This is a genomic window from Methanosarcina sp. DH2 (assembly GCF_020804225.1).
GTDB lineage: Archaea > Halobacteriota > Methanosarcinia > Methanosarcinales > Methanosarcinaceae > Methanosarcina.
The window spans coordinates 880787-906635 of the sequence record NZ_WJBI01000001.1 but is presented as its reverse complement, the minus strand read 5'-3'; the positions used below and the strand labels follow the sequence as shown (position 1 = coordinate 906635).

The following is a 25849-nucleotide window of genomic DNA, read 5'->3' as shown; positions in this document are numbered from 1 at the left end:
TACACTCCTGCTCAGTTCCATTTAAAACTTTCTGGTATCCATATCTAAAAAATTCAAACATCGCATAATATCGGACTCTCCCAGCAAGTTCTTTGAAACATCCATAAGTTCTTCTCGTTTCCCACACAATACTTCTGTCTTCTGTTTGATAAATATTTGTAAGTCTATCTCCTATTATACTAAAAAAATTTATAATATCGATAACGAGAATCTTACTAAAAATTCTGTGAGGGACATACATGAATAAAAAAAGTTTTTTGATCGTTTTAATTCTTTTATCAGTTATTTTAGCTTCAGGTTGCACCGGTTCTGAAGATAGCTTTTCCGAAGAATCTGACAATATTGAGAGCAATGAAGACTCAGGCTCAGGTAGTCGCGGGGGTGAGGCTGATGTTCTCTATCAGGTCTCAACAATCGACGCTCTGCTTCAGGGTGTTTATGATGGGGTCCTACCACTTGCAGAACTTGAAACCCATGGGGATTTTGGTATAGGAACCTTTGACGGGCTCGAAGGGGAAATGCTTGCCCTCGATGGAAACTACTATCAGATAAAAACAGATGGAATTGCCTATCCGGTATCCGGGGAAATGACCACTCCTTTTGCCACTGTCACTTACTTTGAAGCTGATGAAAATTTCCGGCTTGAGGAACCTGCAAACCTTACCGAGCTTGAAGCCTTTCTTGACCTGAACCTGCCTTCGGAAAATCTTTTTTATGCGATTCGGGTTGATGGAAATTTCTCTTACATAAAGGCGCGAAGCGTACCCATACAGGAAAAGCCCTATCCCAAACTTGCGGATGCTGTATCCACCCAGTCCGTCTTCGAATTTGAAAATATAAGCGGCACACTGGTAGGGTTCAGAGCCCCCGAATACGTGAAAGGTGTAAATGTGCCGGGATATCATCTTCACTTTATTACAGCAGACAGAAATGCAGGAGGGCATGTTCTGGATCTTGAAATGGAAAATGGAGATGCTGCCCTGGACACTACCAGCGCATTTTTCATGGAGCTTCCTGCCAGCAGGGATTTCTACACCGTAGAGCTGGGTCAAGATCTACAGACTGATCTGGAAAAAGTTGAAAAGTAATCTCAAATTTTTACTTTTATATTTTTCTTTCGATTTTTGGAGGAAAATTCCCCCCTCCCCTTTTGATTTTGTTTTTATTCCTCTTACTCCCTATTAATTTTTTAGTTAATTCCTCCGTAACTTTCCTTTAATTATTCTATCCTGTTTCCCTTAACTCCTTTTTAGTTTAATTTATATTTTGCCTATTTCCGTTTTGCACTTAATATGTTCTTGTAAATTTTCAGGTCTGTTAGTCCTGTTTACTTTTTTATTTTTTTCTTTACTTCTTCTTTACTTCTTCTTTACTTCTTCTTTACTTTTTCTTAATTTAATTTTTTGTTGAGAAATGAATCTCAACACTCCGCCTGTTCATAGAGGTTTTGCAGCTTTTACTCTCCTGATTTATTATTCCTTATGCATTATTCCCGATATATCTTTTAACTCTATTTTGGTCTTACAAGTTCAGTACTGAAACTTTCAGTTTCAGGTTCATTCCCGTTATGTCCCCAAACTGACCGGAAATCTCTGCGTTTCTGAAGCTTTCAAACTGTTCATAGTACTGAGCTCGTTCAACCAATCCTTTGAATATCTCTTCCATTGTATTCACCTCTATTCCTAAAAACTACTTCTGTATTTATTAACCTCCGCCAAGCAGGGTGAAAGTATTTTTTGATAGAGTCTCGGAGCTAAAGGTTTTAAATCTATGACTACTAAGCCTGAAAATCTCTCAAGAAGGCGCCTGGAAAAATCTCGGAAAGTTTCAAAAATAAAAAAAACGGCTAACTTTAAATCCTGTATCCTGAACTATATAACTGCATTCGCCGCATTGATTCTACTCTCTTTCGGGAAGGCACCGCAAGACAGGCTGGTGAAGTCACTTTATAGTTTGGGTTAAAAACAGTTCGAGATTAATGGAAATCTTTCTCGTGTCAGAGGTATTATTTCTCCATAGTATTTATTTATCAGAAGGCATTAAAAAAGAATTTAAAATAAAAAAGTTATAGAGAGATTTGCTTACAGCTTTTTTACAACAATCGCAGGCTGTTCTGCAAGTTTTCTGCATCTCTCCAGTTCTTTTTCTTCTATATCTATTACTAACAGTCCATATCCTAACAGTCCATATCCTAACAGCCCTCTCAGTTTTTTCAGGTCTGCATCCGGAACTGAGTGACATCTTCAAGGTAGTTGTCAATAATTTCGTAGTGACCTCTTTCATACCTTGACAGCATCTGGAAGAAATTTCTCTGGTTTTCGTCTTCGGCTCTTTTTGCCAGTTCCGAATAGAAATCCTCACTTTTTCTTTCATGCCTCATGGCTGCAAGAAGAATCCCTGCATCTCCAAGGGTGATCTCTCCCCCTTTTGTCCGGGCTGGATCGAACTCAGGACTGAAAGACTGCCCGCTTGGAACTTCAGTACTGATTGCAGGCAGTTCTTTCTTGTCGCGGTATTCTTCGAGATAACTGAGATGCTTTACTTCCTCACCTGCCAGATGCTCATACAGTTCCTTAAATTTCGGGTTTTCCATTAAGGCAGCCTGCTGCATGTAGAAGTCCTTTGCCTCTATTTCTCTCTCAATTGCCAGAGCTATGGTTTCTTCGATTCCTTTAAGATTTTTTACTTCCTCTATTACATTTTGATATGCACTTTTCATACTTCTTACCCCCACTGATGTCTTATCTCTTTAGATTTCCTCATCTTAAAGTTTCCCGATTTCTTCCTTCATTTTCGCCTTCTTTCGTTCTTTCACTTTCATTATTATATCTTCAGAAGGCCGTTCAAGTCCGAATATGTCATATATTTCATAAGGACTGGCAAGTACGTTTATATTTTCCATCTGAGCAAGTTTTTCCGAATTTGTAACATCTACTTCACGCATGCTTAGCTCAAATGCTCTACCACTGGGCGCAGCAGTTTTTACACTCCCCCTTTTCTGGTCTACAGGCAGGATGAAAATAGGCGTTTTTCCTTTTGCGGTCTGAGAAACCGCATTAGTAACAAGGGTATCTGCAATCCCGTATACGATCTTTGCCACTGTATTAGCAGTTGCCGGGGCTATCAGCAGAAAATCATAGTATCCCATCTGCAGCGGGCCTGCAATGAACGGGGAGTTGGGACCTGCGTCCACTTTGAAGTTAGGGAAATCGTTCTGAATTTTATCCCACAGATGATACCATTTCATTACGGTTTCCCCTTCTTTGGACAGGAAAACCATTGCTTCAACCCCGGTTCGGTTCTTAATGTCCACCAGAATACTGTAAGTCTCAATCATCTGGTCTCCTGAACCCGTAATTCCCCATGCTATGCGTTTAACTTGCTTGCCTAACGATTCTACCAAGATAACACCTCTTTAGGTTTCAATCTAAACTCTAATACTTTATTATCCTGATTATATAGTCTCTAATCGGACTTCTAAATCTCCAGTCCTTTATTCAATCATGCTGATTTACTGCTTATTGTGCTTGTTTACTGTTTATTTGCCTCTTCTTTCGTTTTCTCAGGTGCCGGAGTTTGAGACTCCTCTACGGAAGCAGCTCTCTTCACGAGCTGGGCTGTCTGGATAAGCCTCTTAAGAGTTCTTCTAAGGCTTCTCATACCTTCCGAATCCTCTGAGACCCCTTCTGCTCCTTTGTCTTTTGACCAGAAAGTTCCTCCCAGGTTTGCCCCAAAGGAACCCCCACCAACGGGAATCATTTCATTAATTATATAAAAGTTATGAATCGTCTGGATAGCATGTTCCTGCCCTCCTATCCGGTCTCCTCCGTCCGCGATCCCCATCCCAACCTTGTTCAAAAAAACCTTAGGATCTTTTGCAACCACAGCTCTGCAGCGGTCCATAATTGTCTTCGTCTGAGCACTCACGGTTCCCTGATAGACAGGAGTGCCTATAATCCAGGCGTCTGCCCAGATCATTTTGTCGTACAGCTCAGCCGCAATATCGTCCTTATGGATGCAGCCTTCCTTTTTTCGAATACAGAAGTCACAGTGGATACAGAAGTTTAACTTTTTTCCTTTTGAAGAAAAATAATCTGTCTCTGCGCCGTACTTCTCCTTTGCAATCCTTAGGGCTTCCTGAACCAGAAAATCAGTTGCCATATTCCTGGGACTTCCCGATATTCCCAGAATCCTTATTGGTTTGGTTTCGGTTTCCTGCATGTCCCCTCGCCTGTATCTATTATAAAAAGTGCCTGCTCGAATATGTCTGTATGATAGTGTCTCTTCAGGGCAATAATCTTATGCCTGAGTTACTTTATCCTTGATTTTTAACTTTTCTCCTCTTCCTGCCTTTATTTTTACTTCTTACGCCTTCTGAGAGTGATCCTTAGAGAAAGGGCAATAATAGCCCCTGTGATTCCAAAGCCTGGAGTCGAGGTTTTTTCCTCCTCCGGGTACGTTGCCATATCAATTACAGGCACGTTATAGGCTCCCTCTCCGAAGAGCTTGTCGATATGCTCCTGAGGAGCCGACCTGTAGTGAAGAACTGCCTTTGTACTGATAGGATTCGAGGCATTTTCAGGCATTACAAAAGAATGCTTTTCAACTACAGATCCTTTCGGACCTATCCTGTTGTCCGATAGAATACTTTCTGCTTCCCATAATTTAACTGTGGGCTTTCCCCCAGAGTCTGCAAAGACCGTATGATAGATTGTTGCTCCAGAATCAATTTTTCCTGCGCTGTCAAGAGCTCCTGAGTGATAAAGTTCTCTACCTTCTGAATCGTTTACTGTAAGTTCAAGCCACATTTCTCTATCTTCAGTGACTCCGGTTGGAATTTTATGCCCTGCCCCTACATTCGTGATTTTTATTTCCACTTCTACGCTCTCTCCCGGTCCTGTCGAATCAGGAGCATTTACTTCAAGTTCTGCAGCGTGCTGGAGATATTCAATAGCTCTCTTTTCGTGCCTGTTTTCGCCCATAACATCTGTTACGAAAGCATTTGCGCCCACAAAATGATGAGTATATACATGTTCCCTCTCAGGACCTGTCGAGGCAGCTTTTCCGGGGTTCTCTTCGAAGCCGATAATCCCGGGAGTCATGTGGCAGGCCTGACAATTTACTCCTTCTTCAGCATACGGGCTTTCCTCCCATTCGGTATATGTGGCTCCGAGAGTCAAATTGTTTACTGGATGGTAGATGTTATGGCACATACCGCAGTACGCGGATTCGTTATAAAACTCGTGTGCTTCTGTCTCATGGGAAGCAGACTCCGTATCTGGCCTGTTTCCCCATTTTACATCTCCGGGTTCAAGGACAAAGGGAGCATTTCCTATCCCTTCGCTTTCGGCAACTGAATGGCAGAAATCACACTGTACCCCTTCTTTTGAAACCTCACTCAGGTGAGAACCGTCAAGGGGCGGAATTTCAGCCGAAACCACCCCTATAGGGGTATGGCAGCGGGAACAAAAATCGGGGGAAAGCCCCTGGGCTTCTGCAGCCACACCATATTCCTGAAGCGTTGCCTGGTAAAAGAAGTCGCTGTCCGCATTTGAATGCATGGAGCCGTCCCATTCTCCAAAACTGCTACCATGACAGTTCGAACAGATGCCGGATTTCGAAAATTGGTCAGATGTAAAATCTCCGGGCTCGCTCGGCGCTGCGGCTCCGGTAAATACAATCAGTCCTGCAAAAAGAGTAGTTATGATTAGACTTAGAAGTCCAGGGCTTTTCACTGCCTTTTCCCCCAGTTACTTTTGTCCCCCATTTATTTTCTGGTCTTCAGGCTTTCCATACGCATTTCTTGCCTTCTTCCTTTTCCTCTCCGGACATGACCTCTATCTGTCTGTACGTCTCCCAGACCCCATGAATATTACACTTCTCCACTGCACGAAGGTTTGCGATCACTGATTTTTCTCCGCAGTTGCCGCAGATATTTACTCCGCGCACCCTGCATGTTTCAATTTCTTTGATAGCAATCAGAGCCTCATCAGCTTCTACTCTGAAAGTCACTTTTGCTGTTTTCTCGCCGGAAGGAGACAGTTCTTCTCTTCCTATGAGTTTGTTTTGAAGATAAAGCTCAACCCATTCTATGAAGTGCTTTTCTTCCATCACATGAGGAATACTGCCAACGGTAACAATAACTTCAAAAGGCTCGCCCGCAATTACCGTTTCAGGAGCTTCGATAACAGGTGTGTGTTTTTTCTCTCCTTCTGTAAGGTTTGCCAGGTCCACAGGTTTGTTTATTTTTTCTTCAGTTCCAATCATAGTCATAACCCCGTCTTCTACAATCTGTTTTTACTCCGAACTTTTTACCCCTTGCATTTTGAGTGTATGTATCCAGTCTCTTTCCATCTGGATTTCTGGATACACACTATTCTCTCTGCATCTATATTTATAATTGAATACGTATCCAGATGTTTAACAGGTTTCTATTCTGGATAACTCTAAGTATTCCTTTATTTTAATAGTTTGAGGGCTTCTCTGCAGGCAGCTACAGCCGGAGCTCCCGAGGTAATGAAGATGACATCCATTGTCTCCATAATTTCTTCTTTAGTTACTCCGTGGTTCAGGGCGCTTTTCATCTGAGCCACGGTACAGGCTTCACACTGTTTGGATGCCACGACTGCAAGAGCCATAAGGATCTTTGTCTTTGCAGGCAGTGCTCCATCAGACAGTAATTTTCCATCACAGCGCCTGTACTTCCCAAGGAATTCAGGATCAAGTCCTTCAAGAGTTTCCAGAATATGGGGTTTGAATCCCATTTTCTTTCCTATACTTTCCACTACTTCTTTATGTTCTGTCAATTGTTAACCTCCTCTTTACTACGTTTTTATTTCTTAACTGTTATGTCTGTTATCGGATACCTGATTAATTCAATAGATATCTTTTGCTATAAGGAACACCCTTCTATGACTTTTGCTTTTTATTGTTCATACATGAATAAAGAAAGGAAAGAAAGGCATTTTATTTTCAATGGTGTAAACATTGGAATTATACGCAGAAGTCCTCACCAAGAGTAGAGTCGATGCACTCACGGCACATCATCCTGGGAAGTTCTTTCTTGAGCGTCACATGAGGCAGCGGATATCCCCCTTTCATGGGGAATTCTACCTGCTTGATATGCTCCATACATAGACCTTTCCCGCAGATGATGCATACACCTACAGCTTCGCTATCCTTGTTCTTTTCAAGGCAATCGTAACATTTCAGCATATTTGACCACCTCAACAAACTTCATCAAACAAACAGTTTTCTTTCAGGGCTACATGGCAGGGGACACAAACAATTCTTTTAATGTGTTCCTGGTCAGCTTTGAGCTCAATAGGATAGCTGCCTTCCCAAGCAGGGGTTTCCTCATGGATAAGGTGCTCTTTGCAAACCCCTCTCCCACATACGATACAAATTCCCACAGCATCCATATCTTTACCTTCTCTGGCACATTCGTAACATTTCATCACTTTCCCTCCAAAATCAGGAAATCCTGTTTTTTCGAATTTATCCGAATTTTAAGGTCTAAAACATCCTACCTATTTTTATGTGAGAGAATTTCTGACCCTCTCATTATTCTTCTATGAGGGTCATGTCCTCTCCACAGCAAACGAGCGTTCCACCGCCTACTTTTGTTACGGTAACTTCGTTGCCACAGATCTCGCAGAGGTATTTTTCTCCTTTTTTGGATACAGCCATAGCTAATTCACCTCCTTATTTTTTAGTTTAAATTCCTCAAAACCTCTAAGAGGGCTTTCCCCTTGCCCTGTTATTCCCGGTACTTACTTCGGGTTTTTATTAACATCCATACATATTAACCATTCTTTGTATATAATTGTAAGGATTTTTTAAAAAGTAACATAAATCTTCCCCTTCTACCCACATCTGTTTTACTTTTTTCATACACTTCTGTCAAGGGGCTTGAAGCTTTTTCTTTTCATCTTTTCGGTAGCTTTAGACACGAAATATATCACTTACTTATCATGGAAAAAATTATTCAAATTTCGACTCCTATATTTTTATGATATAAACCTTTTCCTGCTTCCGGAAGAAAAACTTCCTTTAAAATAATCGAATTGTTCTTTTTACTACACTTTATCGTTCTCGTTTGAAATATGGATTAAAAATGTCCTGTTCTGGAAAAGGTTTATAAGGTTTGATTATTTCTTTTGAATGGGTCAGGTCTTGAACAGGTCTTCGCCATAAGGACTGTTTAAGGAATTCTTTTATCAGTCCTTTTATATACATTTCATTTAATACAGTTAATTATATATAGATTCTTAAATACTGTTATGTGAATTCTAGTTAGAGGTTGTAATTAACACCTACTATAATGGATGTTAATTATAATTTAAACTCTATACTTTTATGTGGGACGAAAAACAAACCCATCTAGCCATTAAGCAGTAGTTAAAGGAGTAATCAAAGATGAAGTTCGGAATCGAATTTGTGCCAAGCGATCCTGCCTTAAAGATCGCATATTACGCAAAGCTCTCAGAACAGCAGGGATTTGACTACGTCTGGATCACTGACCACTACAACAACCGTGACGTATATTCCACTCTTACCGTTCTCGCTCTGAATACCAACAGCATCCAGATCGGCTCCGGTGTTACAAACTCCTATACCAGGAACCCTGCAATTACAGCATCCAGTATTGCATCTATTGCCGAAATCTCAGGCGGCAGGGCAGTCCTCGGTCTCGGACCCGGAGACAAAGCAACTTTCGATGCTATGGGCATTGCATGGGAAAAGCCTCTCGCAACCACAAAAGAAGCAATTCAGGCGATCAGAGGTTTCCTTGCAGGTCAGAAGGTCTCCATGGACGGCGAAATGGTTAAGTTCGGAGGCGCCAAGCTTGCTTTCAACGCTGGAAAAGTCCCTATCTACATGGGTGCCCAGGGTCCCAAAATGCTCGAACTTGCCGGTGAAATTGCAGACGGTGTCCTGATCAATGCTTCTCACCCCAAGGACTTTGAAGTCGCTGTGGAACAGATCCGCAAGGGTGCCGAAAAAGCCGGCCGTGATCCAGGTGAAGTCGATGTTACCGCATATGCCTGTTTCTCCATTGACAAAGACCCGGCAAAAGCAATTAATGCTGCAAAAGTAGTGGTTGCCTTTATCGTCGCAGGATCCCCTGACCTTGTCCTCGAACGCCACGGAATCCCGGTCGAAGCCAAGAAGCAGATCGGTGAAGCTATTGCCAAGGGAGACTTCGGATCTCTTATGGGCGGGCTTGTTACTCCCCAGATGATCGAAGCCTTTGCAATCTGCGGAACTCCGGATGACTGCATGAAGAGGATTAAAGACCTTGAAGCAATCGGAGTAACCCAGATTGTCGCCGGATCCCCTATCGGTCCTGACAAAGAAAAAGCAATAAAGCTTATAGGTAAAGAAATCATTGCAAAGATGTAATTTTATTACATCCTGCAATAATTATTTTTTAATTTACTTCATTATACTTTTAAAAACACCTTGCCTGTAAGGCAAGCTTATAAAGCCATTGGAGGTAACTGATTGCCACCAAAGATTGCAGAAGTCATTGAACATGACGTATGCGCAGCCTGTGGGGCGTGCGAAGCCGTATGTCCCATTGGAGCTGTTTCCGTAAAGAAGGCGGCAGAAATTCGAGATCCGAACAATCTGGGCCTGTATGAAAAAGGGGCTGGATACCAGGTTTGCGAAGGTTGCTTAACCTGCAGCAGGATCTGTCCGGTAGTGGACGGTTTCATCGGAGATGAACTCTCAAACGTCCGCAAGTTCTTTGGCGCAAAGTCTAAAGATAATATCGGCAGCCAGGACGGAGGCGTAACGAGCGGAATTCTCAAAGCTCTCTTCAAGAAAGGCGAAATTGATTGCGCTGTAGGGATTACCCGAAACGAGAACTGGGAACCTGAAGTCGTTCTGCTGACAAGTGCAGAAGACGTGGAAAGGACAAGAGGAACAAAATATACCTCTGACCCTGTAGTAGCAGCTCTCAGAGAAGCCTTCGAAAAGTACGACCGGATTGCAGTTGTAGGGGTACCCTGCCAAGCTCATGCTGCCAGGTTGATCAGGGAGAACGTAAACGAGAAGATCGTGATTATTATCGGCCTGCTCTGCATGGAAAGTTTCCATCATGAAGTAATGCTTCACACGATTATCCCCGATGTCCTGAAGGTCAATGTTCAGGATATCGTGAAGATGGAGTTTACAAAAGGTAAGTTCTGGGTCTACACAAAAGACGGAGAGGTCCACTCTGTGCCGATCAAGGATGTTGCAAAGTATGCAAGAAATCCCTGCCACCACTGTTGTGACTACACCTCTGTCTTTGCCGATATTTCTGTAGGTTCAGTCGGAGCTCCTGATGGATGGAACTCTGTTTTCATCAGGACCGAAACCGGTGAAAAATACTTCGATAAGGTCCGCGATGAGATGGAGATCATGGAAGACCCCAAGCCGGGCCTCGAACTTGTCGGAAAGCTTATTGATATGAAGCGCAAGAACAACGCGGAACATTTCCTGGAAGTCTGCAAAGAATTCAGCTTTGAAACAGGAATTCGCAACGAGACGATCTGAATCAATATCAATTCAAAAAGAGAAACCCGGTACAAATTCGAGTTGGATCCGAATGACACGAGCTTTTTATATAGGACGTTTTCAGCCGTATCATTTCGGACACCATGCCGTAATTACGCGGATTGCAGAAGAGGTGGATGAACTGGTCATAGGCATAGGAAGTGCCCAGAAAAGCCATGAAGCCACCGACCCGTTTACTGCAGGGGAAAGGGTTCTGATGCTCTACAATGCACTTGAACACCTCCCTATCCGTCATTACGTCCTTCCCATCGAAGATGTCAGGTATAACTCTATCTGGGTTCACCATGTCGCATCCAGAACTCCTCGTTTTGACGTGGTGTACTCGAATAACCCTCTCGTTATTCAGCTCTTCCGGGAAGCCGGGTTCTGCGTTAAAGAATCCCCTCTTTATATCAGGGAGAGATACTCAGGTACTGAAATCAGGAGAAGGATGATTGCAGGAGAAAAGTGGGAACATCTTGTCCCAAAACCTGTTGTGGAATCAATACGAGAAATCGATGGAGTAACACGCCTCCGGAATGTCTCTGCAAGCGATAGCAATTTTTCTTTATAATTCTTTTTAACTGTAAGGCGGGAAGTCCCCTTCCTCGGTAGATGCGATAAATCGCATCRGACAGGTGGGGGATGAAAGCCGTCAACTTCCACACCYTCTATTGTTATTGRTTCTGCTTAACTACTTATACTCTGWAATTATTATAATATTCGTGCGTAATCATACATTACACCCTTGTGGTTACAAAGTAATGTAGACCGTACTTATATTTTGATATTGAGCGTTTCGCTCTATCAAAGAATGCCTTGTGTAYAGGCTTTCAGTAACTTGTTACTGGRAATCTACGATAAACAGGCTCCCAGAGGAACTGAGRTTCCCAGGAATCGAAGCCATATGAAAGGATGTACTCGTAGGAAGCACCTTCCTCAAAATCTGAGTTTACGAAGGTTTTAGGTGGGCGTAGTTCACGTAATACTTTTCTTTTTAGTTTCTTTTAGTTTCTTTTAGTTTCTTTTAGTTTCTTTTAGCAGTTTTCTTTAGCAATACTTTCTTTCAGGGTACTGAATCTATCCAGTCAAGGGAGCCAGGGATGTATTCTTGCAGTTCCTCTTCTTTTCCGCTCAGAAGAGAGTCTATAATTTTCTCAACATCTCCTGCAGTCTCTTCTATAGTCCTGCCAGTTGTATTTACTTCAAAAATTTTGTCGCACCATTCAAAAGCTTCTGCAAGAATCAAATCAATTGATTCAGCTTCTGCGTTTTCATTTACCTTTTCTTCAGAGTACCCGCGCTTCTCAAGCCTTGTTTTTAGTTCTGGTGGATAAGCCCTGAGCACGATTGCAATGTCTGTTATGTAGTGGGCAAGGTGGCTTTCAAGAATTATCACTTTGTTTGTTGACTCCTTTTCCATTTCATCGGTAAGCTCAAGAAGGCGGCTTCGGATAAGCTCCATATCCGCTACTACCGAGTCCCTTTTTTCATCAACCTCGGTGTAGAGGTGTTCTTCTTTGATCAGATCATTAAGGTGAATCACTTTCCAATGCCTTCTTTTCTCGAGAAGCTTACTTACCGAGGTTTTTCCCGTACCTGGCGTACCTGTGAGTCCTATGAGCATGGAGAGGGAAATAGGGTTTATCGCAGTTATAATTAATCCCGGTTAAGGTGGGCTGACTTGCTGATTTTGAGACCGCGAATTAAGGATTTTTCGGAATTTTGTTTATTCCCGTCTCTTCAACACCGTGATGATCCCCAGGTATCCGTCCACTGCCAGGTAGTCCCCGTTTTTTATGAGTTCTGTTGCATCCGGGACGCCGGTAACGCAGGGGATCCTATATTCTCTTGCAATGATAGCTCCATGGATTAGCATTCCTCCTCTGCGCTCCACAATTGCAGAACACAGGGGCACTATAAAAGTCATATTTGGGTCTATGGCGTCACAGACGAGGATTTCCCCTGCTTTCAGGTCGAAAATATCTGTTTCTTTCAGGATAACCCTTGCAACTCCTTCTGCTACTCCTCGCCCGGAAGGGTTTCCCAGGAGCTGCCTTGGCTTTACCTTTTCTCGGAGAGGTTTTGGCTTCGGCAGGAGTTTTTTCCATTCCGGGTTATAAGAAGGGTCTCGAAGAGTTTTTATAAGCTCTGCAGCGAATTCCCGTGTATAAAAAACCTGATCTTCCGGAAGCCTGACTTCTCCAGAACCCCTTTCAATTATCCGTTTTCTGCCTTCAAAAAACGCCCGTTTGAGTTCAGCCTCTATTTTCCCGAGATGGATATTGTCATCATCCCTGAGACGGTAGCTTGCCCGGCCGAGGTCAAGCAGTTCGGCTGCACACTGTTTATTTTTGCCTTCGAAACCGGTGAGAAATTTTTCTTTCAGGTGCTGTATACGGTTATTGCTCTTACTTTCTGCAGACACTGGGATAGGAGGATAGAGAGCTATCTCAAGGAGTAACCTGTAAATGCCTTTTTTTGTCCCGGGGCTTTCAGAATAGCTCCCGCCGTATCTGGATATGAATAAGTCAATTTCCTCTTCGAGTTCATTTACAGCTTTCTGCTCAGATTTAATTTCCGGTTTCTCCTCAAGCTCAATCCCTTTTGTGTCTGCAGGTTCAGTTTTACCCTCATGTCCGATCCCAGTATCATCCACATTCTCTTTTTCCGGGAAAATTTCTTCAGCTTGAATTCGTTCCTTTATCACCTTTATGAGTTCCGTACTCTTCCGGAGCTTTTCGGAGATTTCCTCAAGTTTCCTGTTACGTTCGAGACTCAACATTTCAGTTCCGGAAAGGAGGTCTGCAAACTCATAGGGGTCTTCCGGGTTTACGGTTTCATTATAGACTTTTCCAAAAAGACGGGCTCCGTGAGCAAAAGGTATGAACTCCTCCCAGTAAATATCATACCATTTCCTGTAAATTTCAGCTCTTCTTTCTATTTCCCCCGCGAGAGCAGAATCTAACAGTCTTTCAATTTTTTCTCTTTCCAGTTCACGGGCCTCTGCCTGCATGGCCGGGACATATTTCTCCTCTATGGCTCTCCTGAGCCCCTTGAGATTTTCGAAACTTCTCCTGAGACTCAGGTGCCAGCGCCTCTTTTCGTCCCTGTCTTCCTGCAGGAAGGTTGTTATCGATCTTGCCTGGAGAATATAAAGAGCTGATCCTCTGAAGGTCCACTCTATGTCCTGGGGGCTTCCAAGCAGCTTTTCTGTTCTCCGGGCCAGTTTAAAGATTTCCAGGACTTCAGCATGGGTAAGAGGCGGGTTTTTTTGAAAAACCTCAGGCAGGGCTTTAAGTTCCGTACCTTCTTTTCCTGCAAATATCGCTTTTTCCCTTTTAGCCGGCGTGTAAGTTTTTATGCCTCCTGTCTGCCTGGAAAGGATCCAGCGGTCAGGCTCCACAGTGCCGTCAACAAGCCCCCTGTTAAGCCCATATACAGCTTCGATAATGGCTTCGGACTCGTTATCCGGATTCTTCCCGAAAGCGACTCCGGATACCCTTCCCTCTATCATTTCCTGTACCAGCACGGCCATTGTACTGCTGAGGATATCAAGCCCCATTTCTTTTCGATACAGGAGAGCCGCATCCGACCAGAGGGAAGCCCAGACAAGGCGGAGATGCCGAAGGATAGCCCTGGCTCCATGGATATTTACATATGAGGCATGAACACCTGCAAAAGAAGTCTTTGCGCTGTCTTCCCCGGGGGCAGAAGACCTGACTGCGACTGCTTTGCCTCCAAAATAACTGGCAAGCCCTTCTTCCAGTTCTTTTTCCATTTCCCCGGGAAAGGGAGTCCTTATGAACATGTGCTTGATTTTTTCCGAAATGTCCCAGAGTTCTTCCCAGCGCATTTCTTCAAAAGGCTTTCGGCTGAGCTCAAGAAGAATTCTTCCTCTTAGCCCTGTCCTGTCAAGATATGTTTCGTACGTTGCAGTGCAAATGCAAACACCTGCCGGGACAGTCAGTCCCTTCCTCTGCAGGGCGCCCAGTACAGAAGCTTTTCCTCCGCAGGCTTTTCCGGTATTCCCCCAGGTCTCTTCTATAGGTATAAGCCACCTTCTCGTAGTTTGCCCCCCCAATTTCGTATTTTTACTTTATCCTGCCCTCCATATCCGGGTTGATACTTTCCCGGTATCATTTCATTTGTCAGGGCAAAAAGAGGATACAAAAAAAGGATATATTCTACCGGGAAAATAAAAAGCTCTGACTGGAAAAGCAGTCAGACCGAAACTTCTACAACATGCTGGAAACGGGTAACTACGATGTACTTTTCTATTCTGATTTTTAGAAAAGCAGTTGTAGGAGAGTGCAGAAAATCCTCAAGGTACGGGTGCTTCATCAAATAAATTTTTTTCATTATGCTTAGCTCGAAATCTTCTACAGGTTCAACCCTACCCAGGGCTGTTACTGCCATTGCATCCCGGAAATCCTCTATCTTATTCTTCCGGTTATCAATCAACAGAGATACTTCAGGGTTTGCCATCAGGTTTGAGTACTTCCTTGTAGCCCTGGTAGTTGAAAAAAGAATATACGTAAGCCTCTCATTCGAGGCAAAGGCAACGAGACTTAAATAAGGTGCCGTTCCGTTTTGAGTCGCCAGAACAGCAAGGGGTTGGGACTCAAAAAACTTCCTCAACCTTCCGAGACACTCTTCTTTCTCAAGTCCTATTTTTTCTACAAAAGTTTCCCCTACTCCCTCTTCCGGTTCGTGAGGGATAACCGATGCGATTTCATCTTTCACAGTCACAGCTCCCTAATTCACTATTTCTCTTTTCACTTGAAAAGTTACGATCTGTTAAAAAACAGATTACTTTTTAAGAGTTCCCACAACAGGGTAGTCCTTAAACGTTTCAGGGCCGTGAGGTGCTTCATCCATTGCTTCCGTAAGGTCCTCTCCTGCTTCGTGGAGCCCCTGGTGAGTGCCATCCTCCCATAAATAACTGTCTGATACATCGTATACCTGACCATCATATGCGATGTAAGCCTTGCCGTTCTTACCATTGTACTCTGAAAGTTCTTCCAGTGTGTATTCTTTCATTTTCCATTCCTCCACATTTCTTTAATTTTGCAGTAATTATTAGGTTTTTACAGTATTCCTCAGGTTTGCATCCGGCTTGAATACGAACCTTAAACATTAAGCATTTTTAACATCTCGCTGATTTCGGTGGTTGGAAGCTGGCATTCATAATCCTGGCAGACATATGCAGTTGTCTTTCCCCCAATAGGGAACTGTTCTTTTGTGTATTTTGCCAGGTCTGCAATTTCGGGATTTTCTCCTTCGGGCCTGAAAATTAGCACCTTATTAGGCACGAAGTAGCTCCAGAGCTCTTCCAGCATATGTGCTGTATCCGGAGCCTCGGTTTTTCCTGAAATTATCACTTCATAAGAAGGCCCAAGCCTGAAATCAAAGGCAGAGAGAAACTGGGTATACCCCGAAGGCACTTTTCTAATCAACTTTGAAAATGCACGTTCGAGCCTATCAGCAGTTTCCTCAAGCTCAGGATCTGCAATTATTCTGGAGAGGCGCAGAAGGTTTAACATTTCAACTGAGTTCCCGGATGGAATCGCTGAATCTGTGAACTCTTTTTTTCTGAATATCAGGGATTCGCTGTCGTTAGCTGTGAAATAGAGTCCCCCGTTAGCCGGGTCCCAGAAGTGTTCAAGCAACTCTCCATTCAGGGAAACGGCTGCTTTGAGGTAACGCAGTTCAAACCCTGCCTCATAAAGTTCCAGTAGCCCCTGTGTCAGGAAGGCGTAGTCATCGGAAGTTCCGGAAATTCCTGCAACTCCTTCCCTGTAACGATGAAGTAGCCTGCTGTCGGGACTATAAAGGGTTTTAAGAATAAAATCCGCGGCTTTCTCTGCAGCTTTCAGATACCTTTGCTCTCCGAAAACCTGGAAACCTTTTGCAAAGGCTGCAATCATAAGCCCGTTCCAGTCGGTCAGGATTTTGTCGTCCATCGAAGGTCTTTTGCGCTCGTACCTGGCTGCAAGGAGTTTTTCTCTGGCATCTTTTACCCGTTGTTCAACTTTTTCTACGGGCATCTTAAGTTCGGCTGCAAGGGATCCCGGAGAGCGGACCATGTATAATATGTTTGTTCCGGTTTTCCTTCCCCTTATCTCTTCTTCAAAGTTGCCCCCTTCCTGAACGTTAAACATTTTAATAATCAATTCGGAATCCTCAGGGCCAAGTAAACTCCTGACCTCTTCTATGGTCCACAGATAGTACTTTCCTTCTTCTCCTTCGACATCCGCATCTTCCCCACAGTAAAACCCGCCTTCCTGAGATGTGAGGTCTCTTAACACGTAATCCAGAATTCCTTCTGCTGTTTCTTTATACAGCTCTTTTCCGGTAACCTGATAGGCTTCAGTGTATGCAACTGCGGTAAGAGCCTGGTCGTAGAGCATTTTTTCAAAGTGAGGCAGGACCCACATATTGTCCGTGGAATATCGATGGAAACCCGATCCCAGATGGTCATAGATCCCTCCCCTGCGCATATTGTCCAGTGTATGTTCTACCATCTGAAGGGCTTCAGGGTTTCCGCTGCGCCTCCAGTAGCGGAGCAAAAACGAAATTTTGTGCGGAGTCGGGAATTTTGGGGCTCCTTCAAAACCTCCGTATTCCGTATCAAAAGAATTCAGCATTTCGTCATAAGCTTCTTCAATTATCTCTTCACCGAGTCCTTCCCCTGCAGATTCCACAATTATATTCTGGATAGTAGATGTGATCTTTTCCGCTGAATCCAGTACATCTTCGTGTTGCTGGTTCCAGATTTCTTTTATTCTGGGTACCAGTTCCAGCATTCCTGTCTGATTGAAACGGGACTTTTTCGGAATGTATGTGCCTGCAAAAAACGGTTTTTTGCCAGGAGTCATGATTATATTAAGAGGCCAGCCCCCTCTCCCAAGGATAATCTGGCAAACAGTCATGTAAATATTGTCGATATCAGGTCGTTCCTCCCTATCTACTTTTATAGAAACGAAAGCATCGTTCATCAGTTTTGCAACTTCTTCATCTTCAAAAGACTCATGTGCCATTACATGGCACCAGTGGCAGGTAGAATATCCAATTGAGAGAAAAACAGGCTTGTTTTCTTTTCTGGCTTTTTCAAAAGCCTCTTCTCCCCAGGGATACCAGTCCACAGGATTATAGGCGTGCTGTAGAAGATAAGGACTTTTTTCGTTAATCAGGCGGTTAGGTTTTCTTTGTTCTTTTCCCAGTACAATTCCTCCTGAGTCTCCTCAAGCTTGCAGATCCCGCCAGGCAATCATGCCACCTCTCAGGATCTTTACCTTCTCAAAATCGTTTCGGGCAAGAATCTCAGCAGCTCTGATCGCACGCATACCTGAACGGCATACAACTACTATTTCCCTATTTTTCTCATTTTCAAGTTCCAGAACCCTGTTCTCCAGGCTTCCGACAGGAATATTTACCGAGTTTTCCAGATGCCCCAGTTTTCCGGAAAGCTCATTTTCCTCTCTTACATCAAGGATAAGAAACGAAGTGCCAGAATCAAGTTCCTTCTGCAGTTCAGAGGCCGAAATGGTTTTTGTACTCGAACCCTCTTCCCTTCTGGATGCGGCTTTTCCTGCACCTGAGCTACCGGACTCGCTGGTTTCTCTGGAGGCCTGGGATCTTCGGATGACAGAATCTCCGGGTTTAAGAATTTTTTTCATCCAGCTTGCAGATCCAACCTTCAGTTCCTCTGTCATTTTATAATTCTCATTTCTTCCGTAAATTCTGAATTGAAAACTCATTTTTTCTCTTACTTCGGTCCTTAAAGAGTTTATTTCATTCATTGCATATTTGCAGCTTTTGAGGGTTTTCAGGGCAGAAGCTCCTGAAACATCTCCCGGACAGAAGTAGATGCTTTCAGCTCTCAAGAGTTTTATTTTTCGTCTTTCCAATAATTTTAAATAATCCTTAAAATGGCCCTGTGCCAGATAGGCATGTACAGCACCATCCACTCCTCTGAACTTTAAAATATGTGCCCCACAGGAGTAAGGATTAAACTCTTTAAAAGTATCCATAATAACTCCCCTTATCCATATAAGTAGCTACAATGTATTTGATCCTTTACCGGATAATCTTGCCGGATAGCTTTAATCCCATCGATGGATGTTTTTACTTTTATGGGTATGCAATAAGTTCTCAGAGGAATCTGATACTCATGGAAATTGAAAATCATATATAGCCAAACTTTCCCCAATTTACATAGCTCTCACCGGAATATCAATATATCGGTGCTACTGGGGCTATTTTCTAGCAGGCTGATAGATCAGAAAGGCAATTTTGAAAAGAAAGAAGCATAAAAGAAGTATGAAATTCGCGAAATGTTAAAAAAGTTTATGATGTAAGTCTATATTTACAGGTTAGCAAGGACATTGTGAGTTTCCCATATTTAGTTTTCCCTTACTATTGAAACTTTTTAGTTATATGTCGACCCGCGTCGACCCTTCATAGATATTTAATCCCTCAGGATACTCCCTGTTTTTTTATTGGCAGAAGTTGTCCGAGTTCTTCGTTTTTTTCCCCGCATTTTCCTACCCTGAGGAAATTTATAACTTTTGAGACGCGGTATGAGTGTTCGCGCTTTTTTTCGTCTTTTCGCGCCTGGTATATTCTGATCGAACGAAGGAGGTCGATCTTTCGGAATTCGGGCCAGAAAGGAGCACAGAAGTAAGTTGCACACTCGCTTCCGTTAGCCTGCCATGGCAGGAAGTTTGAGACTCTCTCATCTCCGCCGGTGCGGACGATCAGATCCACATTCGGGACTGATACTCCCGGAGCAGGGTAAAGGTGTTTTGAGATCAGGTTTTCATCAACATCTTCAAGAGAAAGTTTTCCACTCGATACGCAGGCTGCAATATCCCGCACCGCCTGCATTATATCCTGCCTGCCTCCGTAAGCAATGGCCACGTTCAGGTTAAACTTCTTATGGTGTTCGGTGGCTTTCTCAATTTTTTCAATTGATTCATTAAGAAAAGCCGGTAGTCTTGCCCGGTCTCCTATTGCCCTGACCTGCATTTCTTTTTCGTAGGTTCTTTTGTCGCTATAAAGTTTTAAAAACTTTTCATTGATCAGATTGAAGAGTCCATCAACTTCTTCTTCCGAACGGTGAAAATTCTCCGTAGAAAGGGCATAAAGTGTAAGCTGTTTTACTCCTATCTCATAACACCATTCAATAACCTGTTCAGTAACTTCTGCTCCCATAGCGTGCCCAAAACTTCGAGCTTTTCCCAGCTGCCCCGCATATCTGCGGTTTCCATCCATAATTACAGCTATGTGGTCAGGGATTTCAGATCTTAAAATCTCCTTCTCAAGCATCTGCTCATACTTCTGGTAGAATATGCCGAAAGCCCGGTTTTTCATGAAGCGAAGCCCTGCCCGGAAGGCCCCCGTATTCCACGATTCTATTTTCAGGCTAATTATCTGTTTTCCCCCTGGCAGTATACATAAGTAACAGGAATATTCATATACATTTTTTGTGGTATGGAATTTAATATTCCTCAGACCAAAACTTTAATTTTTTTCTTAAAGGGTTTTACTGTCTAGCTTTATTCGTTATACTCAGGTTTATTTATTATATTTCAATTTTTACTTCAGTTGCCTCATAAATTTGCTAAATTGAAATAGTCAAGCTTTGTTTTATGCTATTATATAATAGTACAGGTGAATAAAAAAGCCATATGATATATTAACAGGAATCGTAATTAAGTATAACAACTAACTATATTAACTTTTTTCAAACCCGTCAAGATGATCATCCTGTTTTCAAAGAGCCAGGAGCAGGGTATCAACTCCGAGGAGAGGCTAAAGTTTTTGATGCTGATTTTAACCGGAAACTCATTTTTGATATACCTGTTTTTATCTCCAGAAAAAAGGAGTTTTCAATAGAGCTTTTAAACCTGCAGTTCACTTGATTTATCTGTGTTTCAGCAGAGTAGAACAGGGAATTTGTGAAGTTCTCGTCACACGAAAAACAGGATTTACAGCACTAAGGCGGCTCAGTAGTTCTCAAGAACAGAGCCGACAATGTTTTTGTAACTTTCTTTCAGGGAATAAACGTTGTGATCCCCGGTGACATTTATGCTCAGGATCCCGAGTCTCGTATTCATAAGCCCGACCATGGCTGACACTCCCCGGTAGCTTACCTCGAAGTTTCCTTTATCAAGGTAGTCATAAACTTCACCGGTGGTGAACTTGTCTCCGGTCAGGAAGAGATTGAGCACAACCTTGCGTATCCCGTTTTCATCCCTGCCGAGATACTTTATCAATCTCGCTCTTACCCTTTCTTCCGCAGTCTGCAGTTTCGGACACCTCAGTTTTAATGATAATTTAAACTATATTCTTTTTTATGCTGTATTCATCTCATTCTGGTTGTTATTTCCAAACAGATGCAACCCTTACGTAAGGGCGCTAAGAATCGAATACCCTATATCCTTATCGTTTATATATTTTAGGATTACTTTTTTTTAAATATTTATATTGAAGTATATTATGGATATCCAGATATGTTATGCAGATCCACCGATCAATTCAGAAAAGGATGAAACCTCATAGTCTTTATCTGTCTAACCTTCAACTTCATAATAACAGGGAGTGGTGAAGGTTAACTGTCAGTTATTATACTGAAATGATCCCTGCTTGAAGATCCATTAGTATTGCAGAATAAGATCTTATGTATAAGTAGTTTACATTAGAATTGATGGAAACAATTTTGAACTAATGTTACCAGTTCAGCCTGCAAGCAGAAAGACGGCAAAAGATAATTAGAGTGTGAATTAGAAGTATGGATTCAAAGTATGAATTAGAAGTATAAATTCAAAGTATGAATTAGAAGTATAAATTCGAAGTATGGATTCAAAGTATGAATTAGAAGTATAAATTCGAAGTATAAATTATAGTCTAAGTTCCCTTGTTAAAGTTACCTGAACAAGCAACCTGAATCTTATTGATTATATTTATCTGGGGTTATCCAGGGCTCTTCTGAGATAAGTGGTTTGTGAATAGTCGTAAAAAAGTGAGCTGCTACAAGAACAAGATTATATGTTAACGTCGTCTGGCATGTGTAATCCTGAAACTTATCCTGAAACAGCTAGTGACCATTTTTTCCTGTCTTACGGTTTGAGTTTTGGAGAATGTAGAGAGAATTTGCCCTGACCTATCAAGTCTTTTCTCTTTCCTTTATTCTTTCCTGCAGGAGCTTTCTTCTGCTGTTCAAATCAACTCTCTCTTTATACCAGCGCCGTTTCAGAACAGACTCATGAATCAAGTCAGGTAGGAAATAACAAATAAAAATTAACGGGTAAAGATTGAAACATTTAGGATGAAAGGTAACAAACTGACATCTACAGAGTAAATCTATGTGTGTTTAGAGATTCCGTGGAATAAGTATCATCGAATTTGGAATTTTTGGCTGATAGAAAATCAAATTGATTTTTGTATTTTTTCACCAGTTGTGAAATGAATTTTTATATACAGCCAATTGTAGTAAATATATTGTGAGCTGCATATATACTGAGAATTTAATGATGCTTTCTTCCGTTCCTCTGGAAAATATACCCTACTTATGGGAACGAAACGATATTCTTATTTTTCTTATTGATCTGGATGATTATGACATACTAAATCAGGAATATCTCAATAATATCGAGAAAGAGCATCTGGAAAAACTGAAAACCATATATTTCAAAAAAAGATATATTGTATCCAGAGTGGTTTTGAAACATGTTCTATATCGTCTTCTTAATAAAAAATCTATCATGGATGTCTCTACTTATAAAGACGAGTATGGAGAAGTCCATATACTAAACCATAAAGAATTGCACATCTGCTTATCCTACTCTGAAAGTATTGTAACTCTTGCAATATCCAGGGTTGAACTTGGGATTGATGTTGAAGTTATAAGACCACTGGTACTAAAAAATACTTTAAAATACTTTCAAACAAAACCTTCATGCATAGACAAATCATTAAGTGGCACCGACCTCTTGAAGACATGGACCATGAAAGAAGCTTACTGTAAGTTTTCTAATGCAAGCATATTTTCCATTCTTGGTAAAGAGCCGGACTGTAATAATATCTGTTATTCTATTTACATACTGGACAATAAATATACATTTTCTGTCGTTACCAGTTCAGATCCATATACTATTAATATAAGTCGACTTGGAAAAATCAACTATAACTAAGGTAGAAAGTTTGATACTGTTTTGCGTAAAGTTCATTTCTTTCTAAGGTAGTACACGGATAGATAGGTTCCATTAATTAATTCCAGTCATGTTACTGCTAAATCCGTATGAATCGAGTATCATGACCTGATGCGTTTGAGCTCTTTTCTATTTTGTTTTTCCAGTAACATTTATCTGGGATATATACTCTCAAATTATTTATATAGTTGTATTACATAACTACCTGTGGGGCTTTCAACTACTATGGACAAAATGTGTGTTACTTGCAATTAATAATTTAATTAAGGGGTAAGATTACATGGAACATATAAAGAATGGTATACTTGATTATTTGAAGGACAATTCTTTCATGGAGCGGGGAGCTGTTCTTAAAGATAGCGACTCTCTCACCCAGAACGGCATCATAGATTCTATCGGTTTACTCGAATTGATAGACTATATCTGTGAAACATATTCTATCGAAATTCCTGAAGATATGCTGACTCCCGAGAATTTCGACTCCCTGCAGGGGATCACCGACCTGATAACCAGACTGGCGAAGTGAGGGGCATGAAAATTGATGCTTATATCACTGAACACGCCAGAAAAACTCCTCACCAGACTGCCCTTGAAGAGGGTAAAAAGTCTATTTCTTATAGCCGCCTTGATGAGGATATAAGCATAATTGCTTCATCTCTGACTGACTTTGAGCACTGCAGATTTGCAATACTGGCTGAGTCCGGCACACAATACATAAAAATACTTATGGCAGTATACCGGTCAGGCAACATCGCAATACCTCTTCCAATAGAATTGCCGGGGTTAAGCCTTGAAAGAATCCTTGACGCTGCATGCATTAACAATATAATTGCAACGAGAAAGCAGTACTTGAGATTTGGAGATGGATTTTTTGAGCGTTTCGGAACGGTGATCGTCGTTTCAGACGATAACGTAGTAGAGACTCGCAGTAAAAGAGTGATACTCGAAAGAAACAATCCCGAACTGAAGCTGGTGCTTTATACTTCAGGCACGACAGGCACTCCTAAAGGAGTTATGTTAAGCAATAAAAACCTGGTCTCAAATGCCAGGTCAATAATCGAGGTTCTGAGCATAACTCCAGAGGATAAAGCAGCACTTGTAATCTCTCCTCATCACGCCTTCGGGAATTCGATTATTAACTCCCACCTGATAGCTGGAGGGTCAATCCATACCGGAACAATGAATTTCATAGACCCTGTTTTCAATCTTATAGAATCCGGAGTATCTATATTTTATGGAGTGCCCAGTACCTATCGTATTCTTCTCAGATATCCGGAAAGGTTCAAAAAAGCCTTTACGAATGTCAGGACTGCTGCATCTGCTGGCGGAGCCATGGACCGGGCTATTGTACGGAGTATCAGGGAGTTAAGTCCGGGTACGCAGATTCTGCCAATGTACGGCCAGACCGAAGCTACAGCAAGACTTGCCTACCTGCCAGCAGAATATGTGGACGAATTTATCGATACTATCGGAAAGGCAATTCCTGGAGTCACACTTGATGTCTTTGATTCTGAAAACAGGCCGGTAGAGCCTGATGTAACAGGCGAGCTTGTTGCCAGGGGAGACAATATCCTTCTGGGTTACCTGAATGATGAGGACGCAACTGAGAAGAGAGTTATCAACGGGTGGCTTCATACAGGGGATCTGGCACAGAAATTACCAGGCGGGTATATCAGGCTTCTTGGGCGTAAGGACGACCTCATAAAAATAGGGGATCACCGGGTTAACCCGAGAGAGATTGAAAAAGAGATAGAAAAGAACAGTGAGGTTTCCAGTGTTTTTGTTGTGCCTGTAACCCATGAGCTTATGGGCAATGCAATCAGCCTCATGGTTATACCAAATCAGGGAACTGAAATTGATGCGATTTTTGCCTTCTGCAGGAAGAACCTGCCAGGCTACCTGTACCCCAGGGAGATCCTCTTCATCGACCATCTTCCGCTAAGTGAGAACGGGAAAATATCCAACAGGTCTATTATAGAGGAGTATCAGCATGTCAAAGCTAGTATGTAAAAAGTGTGTTCTGGACTCGGATATTCCAGGCATAGAATTTAATAAAGAAAGCGGCACCTGCCATTTCTGTGAGACGTATGTCCCTCTTTCTTCTCAGGAAAAGGAGCAGTACCTAAACAGGATTGAAGGGCTCTTTAAGGAATACAGCGGCAGGGGCAATTATGATGTGATATTTGCACTTTCAGGTGGAAAAGACTCTTCATACACACTTTACAAACTTAAAAAAGACTACCCATTCCTGAAAGTACTTGCTGTCCAGTTTGATAACGGATTTACTTCAGATTATGCCGTGGTAAACGCAAAGAAAATGTGTGAGATTACGGGATGCGACTATTTTAAGCTGACAATAGAAAAGGAGGTCCTGTACGAGCTCTTCCGAAAGGCAGCCGAATCACGTGACGCGTTCCCGAAGTTTGCCAAATACAGGGCAAGCGACATATGCAATATCTGCATCAGCATAATAAAACAGAAACTGCTGGAACAGGCAATAGTGCAGAAAGCACCTTTTATAATATTTGCTTTTACAGCAGGACAGTCGCCCAATCCTATAATCAACCTATCAGCTAATTTCATACAATGGTCAAGGAACCTCTTTGAAAAGCAGCTGCAAAAAATAGGAATTGATGACAGAGATGAGCAGTTTCTTATTAAAAACGAGGTCATTAAAAATATAGGCGAGATTGCTCCATCCATTTTGCACCCACTCTGCCTGTGGGAGTACAGCGAAGATAAAGTACTTGAGACCATAGTTGGACTTGGATGGAAAGCTCCTGACCTCAATGACAGCAATTCAACCAACTGTACATTGAATTCTTTTGCATGCTATAACCATCTGGAAAAGTATGGCTTCCATCCATACGCCTTTGACATAGCAGGGCTTGTCCGAAGCGGGGAAATGTCAAGGGAAGAAGGGCTGGAAAAACTTAACCAGGAACTATCGCAGCCACTGATAGAGGAAGCTGCAGAAAAACTTGAACTAAAGATAAATAGTCCACAAAAAATCCTGCTTAAAATTTAATCAACAGCTATCCGGCAAAGAACTATTTCGGCAAAAACTATCCAGGCAAAGGGTC

The 25849-nt window shown here is 42.2% G+C and carries 26 protein-coding genes; 8 read left to right on the top strand and 18 right to left on the bottom strand.

What is annotated here, in order from left to right:
* The first annotated feature begins 239 nt into the window (after window positions 1-239).
* Window positions 240-1088: an acetolactate decarboxylase gene (budA, locus tag FXV91_RS03930; RefSeq protein WP_229388525.1), complete on the top strand. Its 849-nt coding sequence runs from the start codon at window positions 240-242 to the stop codon at window positions 1086-1088.
* 433 nt (window positions 1089-1521) lie between these two features.
* Here budA and FXV91_RS03925 read toward each other — a convergent pair whose 3' ends face one another.
* The 10 genes from FXV91_RS03925 to FXV91_RS03880 all read right to left on the bottom strand — a co-directional run bounded on the left by FXV91_RS03925 (window position 1522) and on the right by FXV91_RS03880 (window position 7689).
* A complete protein-coding gene (locus FXV91_RS03925; RefSeq protein ID WP_229388523.1) occupies window positions 1522-1665 on the bottom strand; it encodes a hypothetical protein in 144 nt (47 codons plus the stop codon).
* Window positions 1666-2212: 547 nt separating this feature from the next.
* Window positions 2213-2719 (bottom strand): ferritin family protein, encoded by a 507-nt coding sequence (locus tag FXV91_RS03920; RefSeq protein ID WP_229388521.1) that lies wholly within the window; start codon window positions 2717-2719, stop codon window positions 2213-2215.
* 45 nt (window positions 2720-2764) lie between these two features.
* Window positions 2765-3403, bottom strand: coding sequence for an archaeoflavoprotein AfpA (gene afpA, locus FXV91_RS03915; RefSeq protein WP_229388519.1), 639 nt, complete (start codon window positions 3401-3403; stop codon window positions 2765-2767).
* Between the two features lie 128 nt (window positions 3404-3531).
* Window positions 3532-4221: a flavodoxin family protein gene (locus tag FXV91_RS03910; protein ID WP_229388517.1), complete on the bottom strand. Its 690-nt coding sequence runs from the start codon at window positions 4219-4221 to the stop codon at window positions 3532-3534.
* 137 nt (window positions 4222-4358) lie between these two features.
* Window positions 4359-5735: a cytochrome c family protein gene (locus FXV91_RS03905; RefSeq protein WP_229388515.1), complete on the bottom strand. Its 1377-nt coding sequence runs from the start codon at window positions 5733-5735 to the stop codon at window positions 4359-4361.
* Between the two features lie 46 nt (window positions 5736-5781).
* The gene (locus tag FXV91_RS03900; RefSeq protein WP_229388513.1) at window positions 5782-6267 is read right to left on the bottom strand and encodes a desulfoferrodoxin family protein; all 486 of its coding nucleotides are present in this window, start codon (window positions 6265-6267) and stop codon (window positions 5782-5784) included.
* A gap of 191 nt (window positions 6268-6458) precedes the next feature.
* On the bottom strand, window positions 6459-6806 hold the full coding sequence (locus FXV91_RS03895) for a carboxymuconolactone decarboxylase family protein (RefSeq protein ID WP_048137634.1): 348 nt from the start codon (window positions 6804-6806) through the stop codon (window positions 6459-6461).
* 187 nt (window positions 6807-6993) lie between these two features.
* Entirely contained in the window at window positions 6994-7215 is a 222-nt protein-coding gene (locus FXV91_RS03890; RefSeq protein WP_229388510.1) for a DUF2180 family protein, read from the bottom strand.
* A gap of 11 nt (window positions 7216-7226) precedes the next feature.
* Window positions 7227-7457 carry a DUF2180 family protein gene (locus tag FXV91_RS03885; RefSeq protein WP_229388508.1) on the bottom strand — a complete coding sequence of 77 codons (231 nt, stop codon included), beginning with the start codon at window positions 7455-7457 and terminating at the stop codon, window positions 7227-7229.
* Between the two features lie 106 nt (window positions 7458-7563).
* Window positions 7564-7689 carry a desulfoferrodoxin FeS4 iron-binding domain-containing protein gene (locus tag FXV91_RS03880; RefSeq protein ID WP_229388506.1) on the bottom strand — a complete coding sequence of 42 codons (126 nt, stop codon included), beginning with the start codon at window positions 7687-7689 and terminating at the stop codon, window positions 7564-7566.
* 729 nt (window positions 7690-8418) lie between these two features.
* Here FXV91_RS03880 and mer point away from each other — a divergent pair.
* From mer to FXV91_RS03865, 3 genes are all read left to right on the top strand, one after another.
* A complete protein-coding gene (mer, locus tag FXV91_RS03875) occupies window positions 8419-9405 on the top strand; it encodes a 5,10-methylenetetrahydromethanopterin reductase (protein WP_229388504.1) in 987 nt (328 codons plus the stop codon).
* 102 nt (window positions 9406-9507) lie between these two features.
* Window positions 9508-10548 carry a F420H2 dehydrogenase subunit FpoF gene (gene fpoF, locus FXV91_RS03870; RefSeq protein WP_229388502.1) on the top strand — a complete coding sequence of 347 codons (1041 nt, stop codon included), beginning with the start codon at window positions 9508-9510 and terminating at the stop codon, window positions 10546-10548.
* A gap of 52 nt (window positions 10549-10600) precedes the next feature.
* Complete coding sequence (locus FXV91_RS03865; RefSeq protein ID WP_229388500.1) at window positions 10601-11122, top strand: nicotinamide-nucleotide adenylyltransferase; 522 nt, start codon at window positions 10601-10603, stop codon at window positions 11120-11122.
* Window positions 11123-11614: 492 nt separating this feature from the next.
* On the opposite strand, the gene FXV91_RS03860 is transcribed toward FXV91_RS03865, so the two are convergent.
* From FXV91_RS03860 to FXV91_RS03825, 8 genes are all read right to left on the bottom strand, one after another.
* Window positions 11615-12175: an adenylate kinase family protein gene (locus FXV91_RS03860; RefSeq protein ID WP_229388497.1), complete on the bottom strand. Its 561-nt coding sequence runs from the start codon at window positions 12173-12175 to the stop codon at window positions 11615-11617.
* A gap of 102 nt (window positions 12176-12277) precedes the next feature.
* Window positions 12278-14632, bottom strand: a complete 2355-nt coding sequence (locus FXV91_RS03855; RefSeq protein ID WP_229388495.1) for a PEP/pyruvate-binding domain-containing protein — start codon at window positions 14630-14632, stop codon at window positions 12278-12280.
* Between the two features lie 140 nt (window positions 14633-14772).
* Window positions 14773-15294: a pyridoxamine 5'-phosphate oxidase family protein gene (locus FXV91_RS03850; RefSeq protein WP_229388493.1), complete on the bottom strand. Its 522-nt coding sequence runs from the start codon at window positions 15292-15294 to the stop codon at window positions 14773-14775.
* Window positions 15295-15360: 66 nt separating this feature from the next.
* A complete protein-coding gene (locus FXV91_RS03845) occupies window positions 15361-15591 on the bottom strand; it encodes a cytochrome b5 domain-containing protein (protein ID WP_229388491.1) in 231 nt (76 codons plus the stop codon).
* Window positions 15592-15680: 89 nt separating this feature from the next.
* A complete protein-coding gene (locus FXV91_RS03840) occupies window positions 15681-17774 on the bottom strand; it encodes a thioredoxin domain-containing protein (RefSeq protein ID WP_229388609.1) in 2094 nt (697 codons plus the stop codon).
* A gap of 21 nt (window positions 17775-17795) precedes the next feature.
* Entirely contained in the window at window positions 17796-18584 is a 789-nt protein-coding gene (locus FXV91_RS03835) for a rhodanese-like domain-containing protein (RefSeq protein ID WP_229388489.1), read from the bottom strand.
* Window positions 18585-19029: 445 nt separating this feature from the next.
* Window positions 19030-19926: a polyprenyl diphosphate synthase gene (gene uppS, locus FXV91_RS03830; protein WP_229388487.1), complete on the bottom strand. Its 897-nt coding sequence runs from the start codon at window positions 19924-19926 to the stop codon at window positions 19030-19032.
* 635 nt (window positions 19927-20561) lie between these two features.
* Complete coding sequence (locus tag FXV91_RS03825) at window positions 20562-20831, bottom strand: DUF2551 domain-containing protein (RefSeq protein ID WP_048109002.1); 270 nt, start codon at window positions 20829-20831, stop codon at window positions 20562-20564.
* A 1254-nt stretch (window positions 20832-22085) separates the two neighbouring features.
* Here FXV91_RS03825 and FXV91_RS03820 point away from each other — a divergent pair.
* The 4 genes from FXV91_RS03820 to FXV91_RS03805 all read left to right on the top strand — a co-directional run bounded on the left by FXV91_RS03820 (window position 22086) and on the right by FXV91_RS03805 (window position 25794).
* On the top strand, window positions 22086-22748 hold the full coding sequence (locus FXV91_RS03820; RefSeq protein ID WP_229388485.1) for a hypothetical protein: 663 nt from the start codon (window positions 22086-22088) through the stop codon (window positions 22746-22748).
* Window positions 22749-23046: 298 nt separating this feature from the next.
* A complete protein-coding gene (locus FXV91_RS03815) occupies window positions 23047-23292 on the top strand; it encodes an acyl carrier protein (RefSeq protein ID WP_229388483.1) in 246 nt (81 codons plus the stop codon).
* A 5-nt stretch (window positions 23293-23297) separates the two neighbouring features.
* Window positions 23298-24776, top strand: coding sequence for a class I adenylate-forming enzyme family protein (locus FXV91_RS03810; RefSeq protein ID WP_229388481.1), 1479 nt, complete (start codon window positions 23298-23300; stop codon window positions 24774-24776).
* A complete protein-coding gene (locus FXV91_RS03805) occupies window positions 24757-25794 on the top strand; it encodes a hypothetical protein (RefSeq protein WP_229388479.1) in 1038 nt (345 codons plus the stop codon). The genes FXV91_RS03810 and FXV91_RS03805 overlap by 20 nt, the downstream gene beginning before the upstream one ends.
* Window positions 25795-25849 lie beyond the last annotated feature (55 nt).

Excerpts from the sequence above, each read along its gene's own strand:
- budA (WP_229388525.1), top strand. The coding sequence starts at position 240 with ATGAATAAAAAAAGTTTTTTGATCGTTTTAATTCTTTTATCAGTTATT.
- FXV91_RS03925 (WP_229388523.1), bottom strand. The coding sequence starts at position 1,665 with ATGGAAGAGATATTCAAAGGATTGGTTGAACGAGCTCAGTACTATGAA.
- FXV91_RS03920 (WP_229388521.1), bottom strand. The coding sequence starts at position 2,719 with ATGAAAAGTGCATATCAAAATGTAATAGAGGAAGTAAAAAATCTTAAA.
- FXV91_RS03910 (WP_229388517.1), bottom strand. The coding sequence starts at position 4,221 with ATGCAGGAAACCGAAACCAAACCAATAAGGATTCTGGGAATATCGGGA.
- FXV91_RS03900 (WP_229388513.1), bottom strand. The coding sequence starts at position 6,267 with ATGATTGGAACTGAAGAAAAAATAAACAAACCTGTGGACCTGGCAAAC.
- FXV91_RS03890 (WP_229388510.1), bottom strand. The coding sequence starts at position 7,215 with ATGCTGAAATGTTACGATTGCCTTGAAAAGAACAAGGATAGCGAAGCT.
- FXV91_RS03885 (WP_229388508.1), bottom strand. The coding sequence starts at position 7,457 with ATGAAATGTTACGAATGTGCCAGAGAAGGTAAAGATATGGATGCTGTG.
- FXV91_RS03880 (WP_229388506.1), bottom strand. The coding sequence starts at position 7,689 with ATGGCTGTATCCAAAAAAGGAGAAAAATACCTCTGCGAGATCTGTGGC.
- mer (WP_229388504.1), top strand. The coding sequence starts at position 8,419 with ATGAAGTTCGGAATCGAATTTGTGCCAAGCGATCCTGCCTTAAAGATC.
- FXV91_RS03865 (WP_229388500.1), top strand. The coding sequence starts at position 10,601 with ATGACACGAGCTTTTTATATAGGACGTTTTCAGCCGTATCATTTCGGA.
- FXV91_RS03860 (WP_229388497.1), bottom strand. The coding sequence starts at position 12,175 with ATGCTCATAGGACTCACAGGTACGCCAGGTACGGGAAAAACCTCGGTA.
- FXV91_RS03845 (WP_229388491.1), bottom strand. The coding sequence starts at position 15,591 with ATGAAAGAATACACACTGGAAGAACTTTCAGAGTACAATGGTAAGAAC.
- FXV91_RS03835 (WP_229388489.1), bottom strand. The coding sequence starts at position 18,584 with ATGGATACTTTTAAAGAGTTTAATCCTTACTCCTGTGGGGCACATATT.
- uppS (WP_229388487.1), bottom strand. The coding sequence starts at position 19,926 with ATGAAAAACCGGGCTTTCGGCATATTCTACCAGAAGTATGAGCAGATG.
- FXV91_RS03820 (WP_229388485.1), top strand. The coding sequence starts at position 22,086 with ATGATGCTTTCTTCCGTTCCTCTGGAAAATATACCCTACTTATGGGAA.
- FXV91_RS03815 (WP_229388483.1), top strand. The coding sequence starts at position 23,047 with ATGGAACATATAAAGAATGGTATACTTGATTATTTGAAGGACAATTCT.
- FXV91_RS03810 (WP_229388481.1), top strand. The coding sequence starts at position 23,298 with ATGAAAATTGATGCTTATATCACTGAACACGCCAGAAAAACTCCTCAC.
- FXV91_RS03805 (WP_229388479.1), top strand. The coding sequence starts at position 24,757 with ATGTCAAAGCTAGTATGTAAAAAGTGTGTTCTGGACTCGGATATTCCA.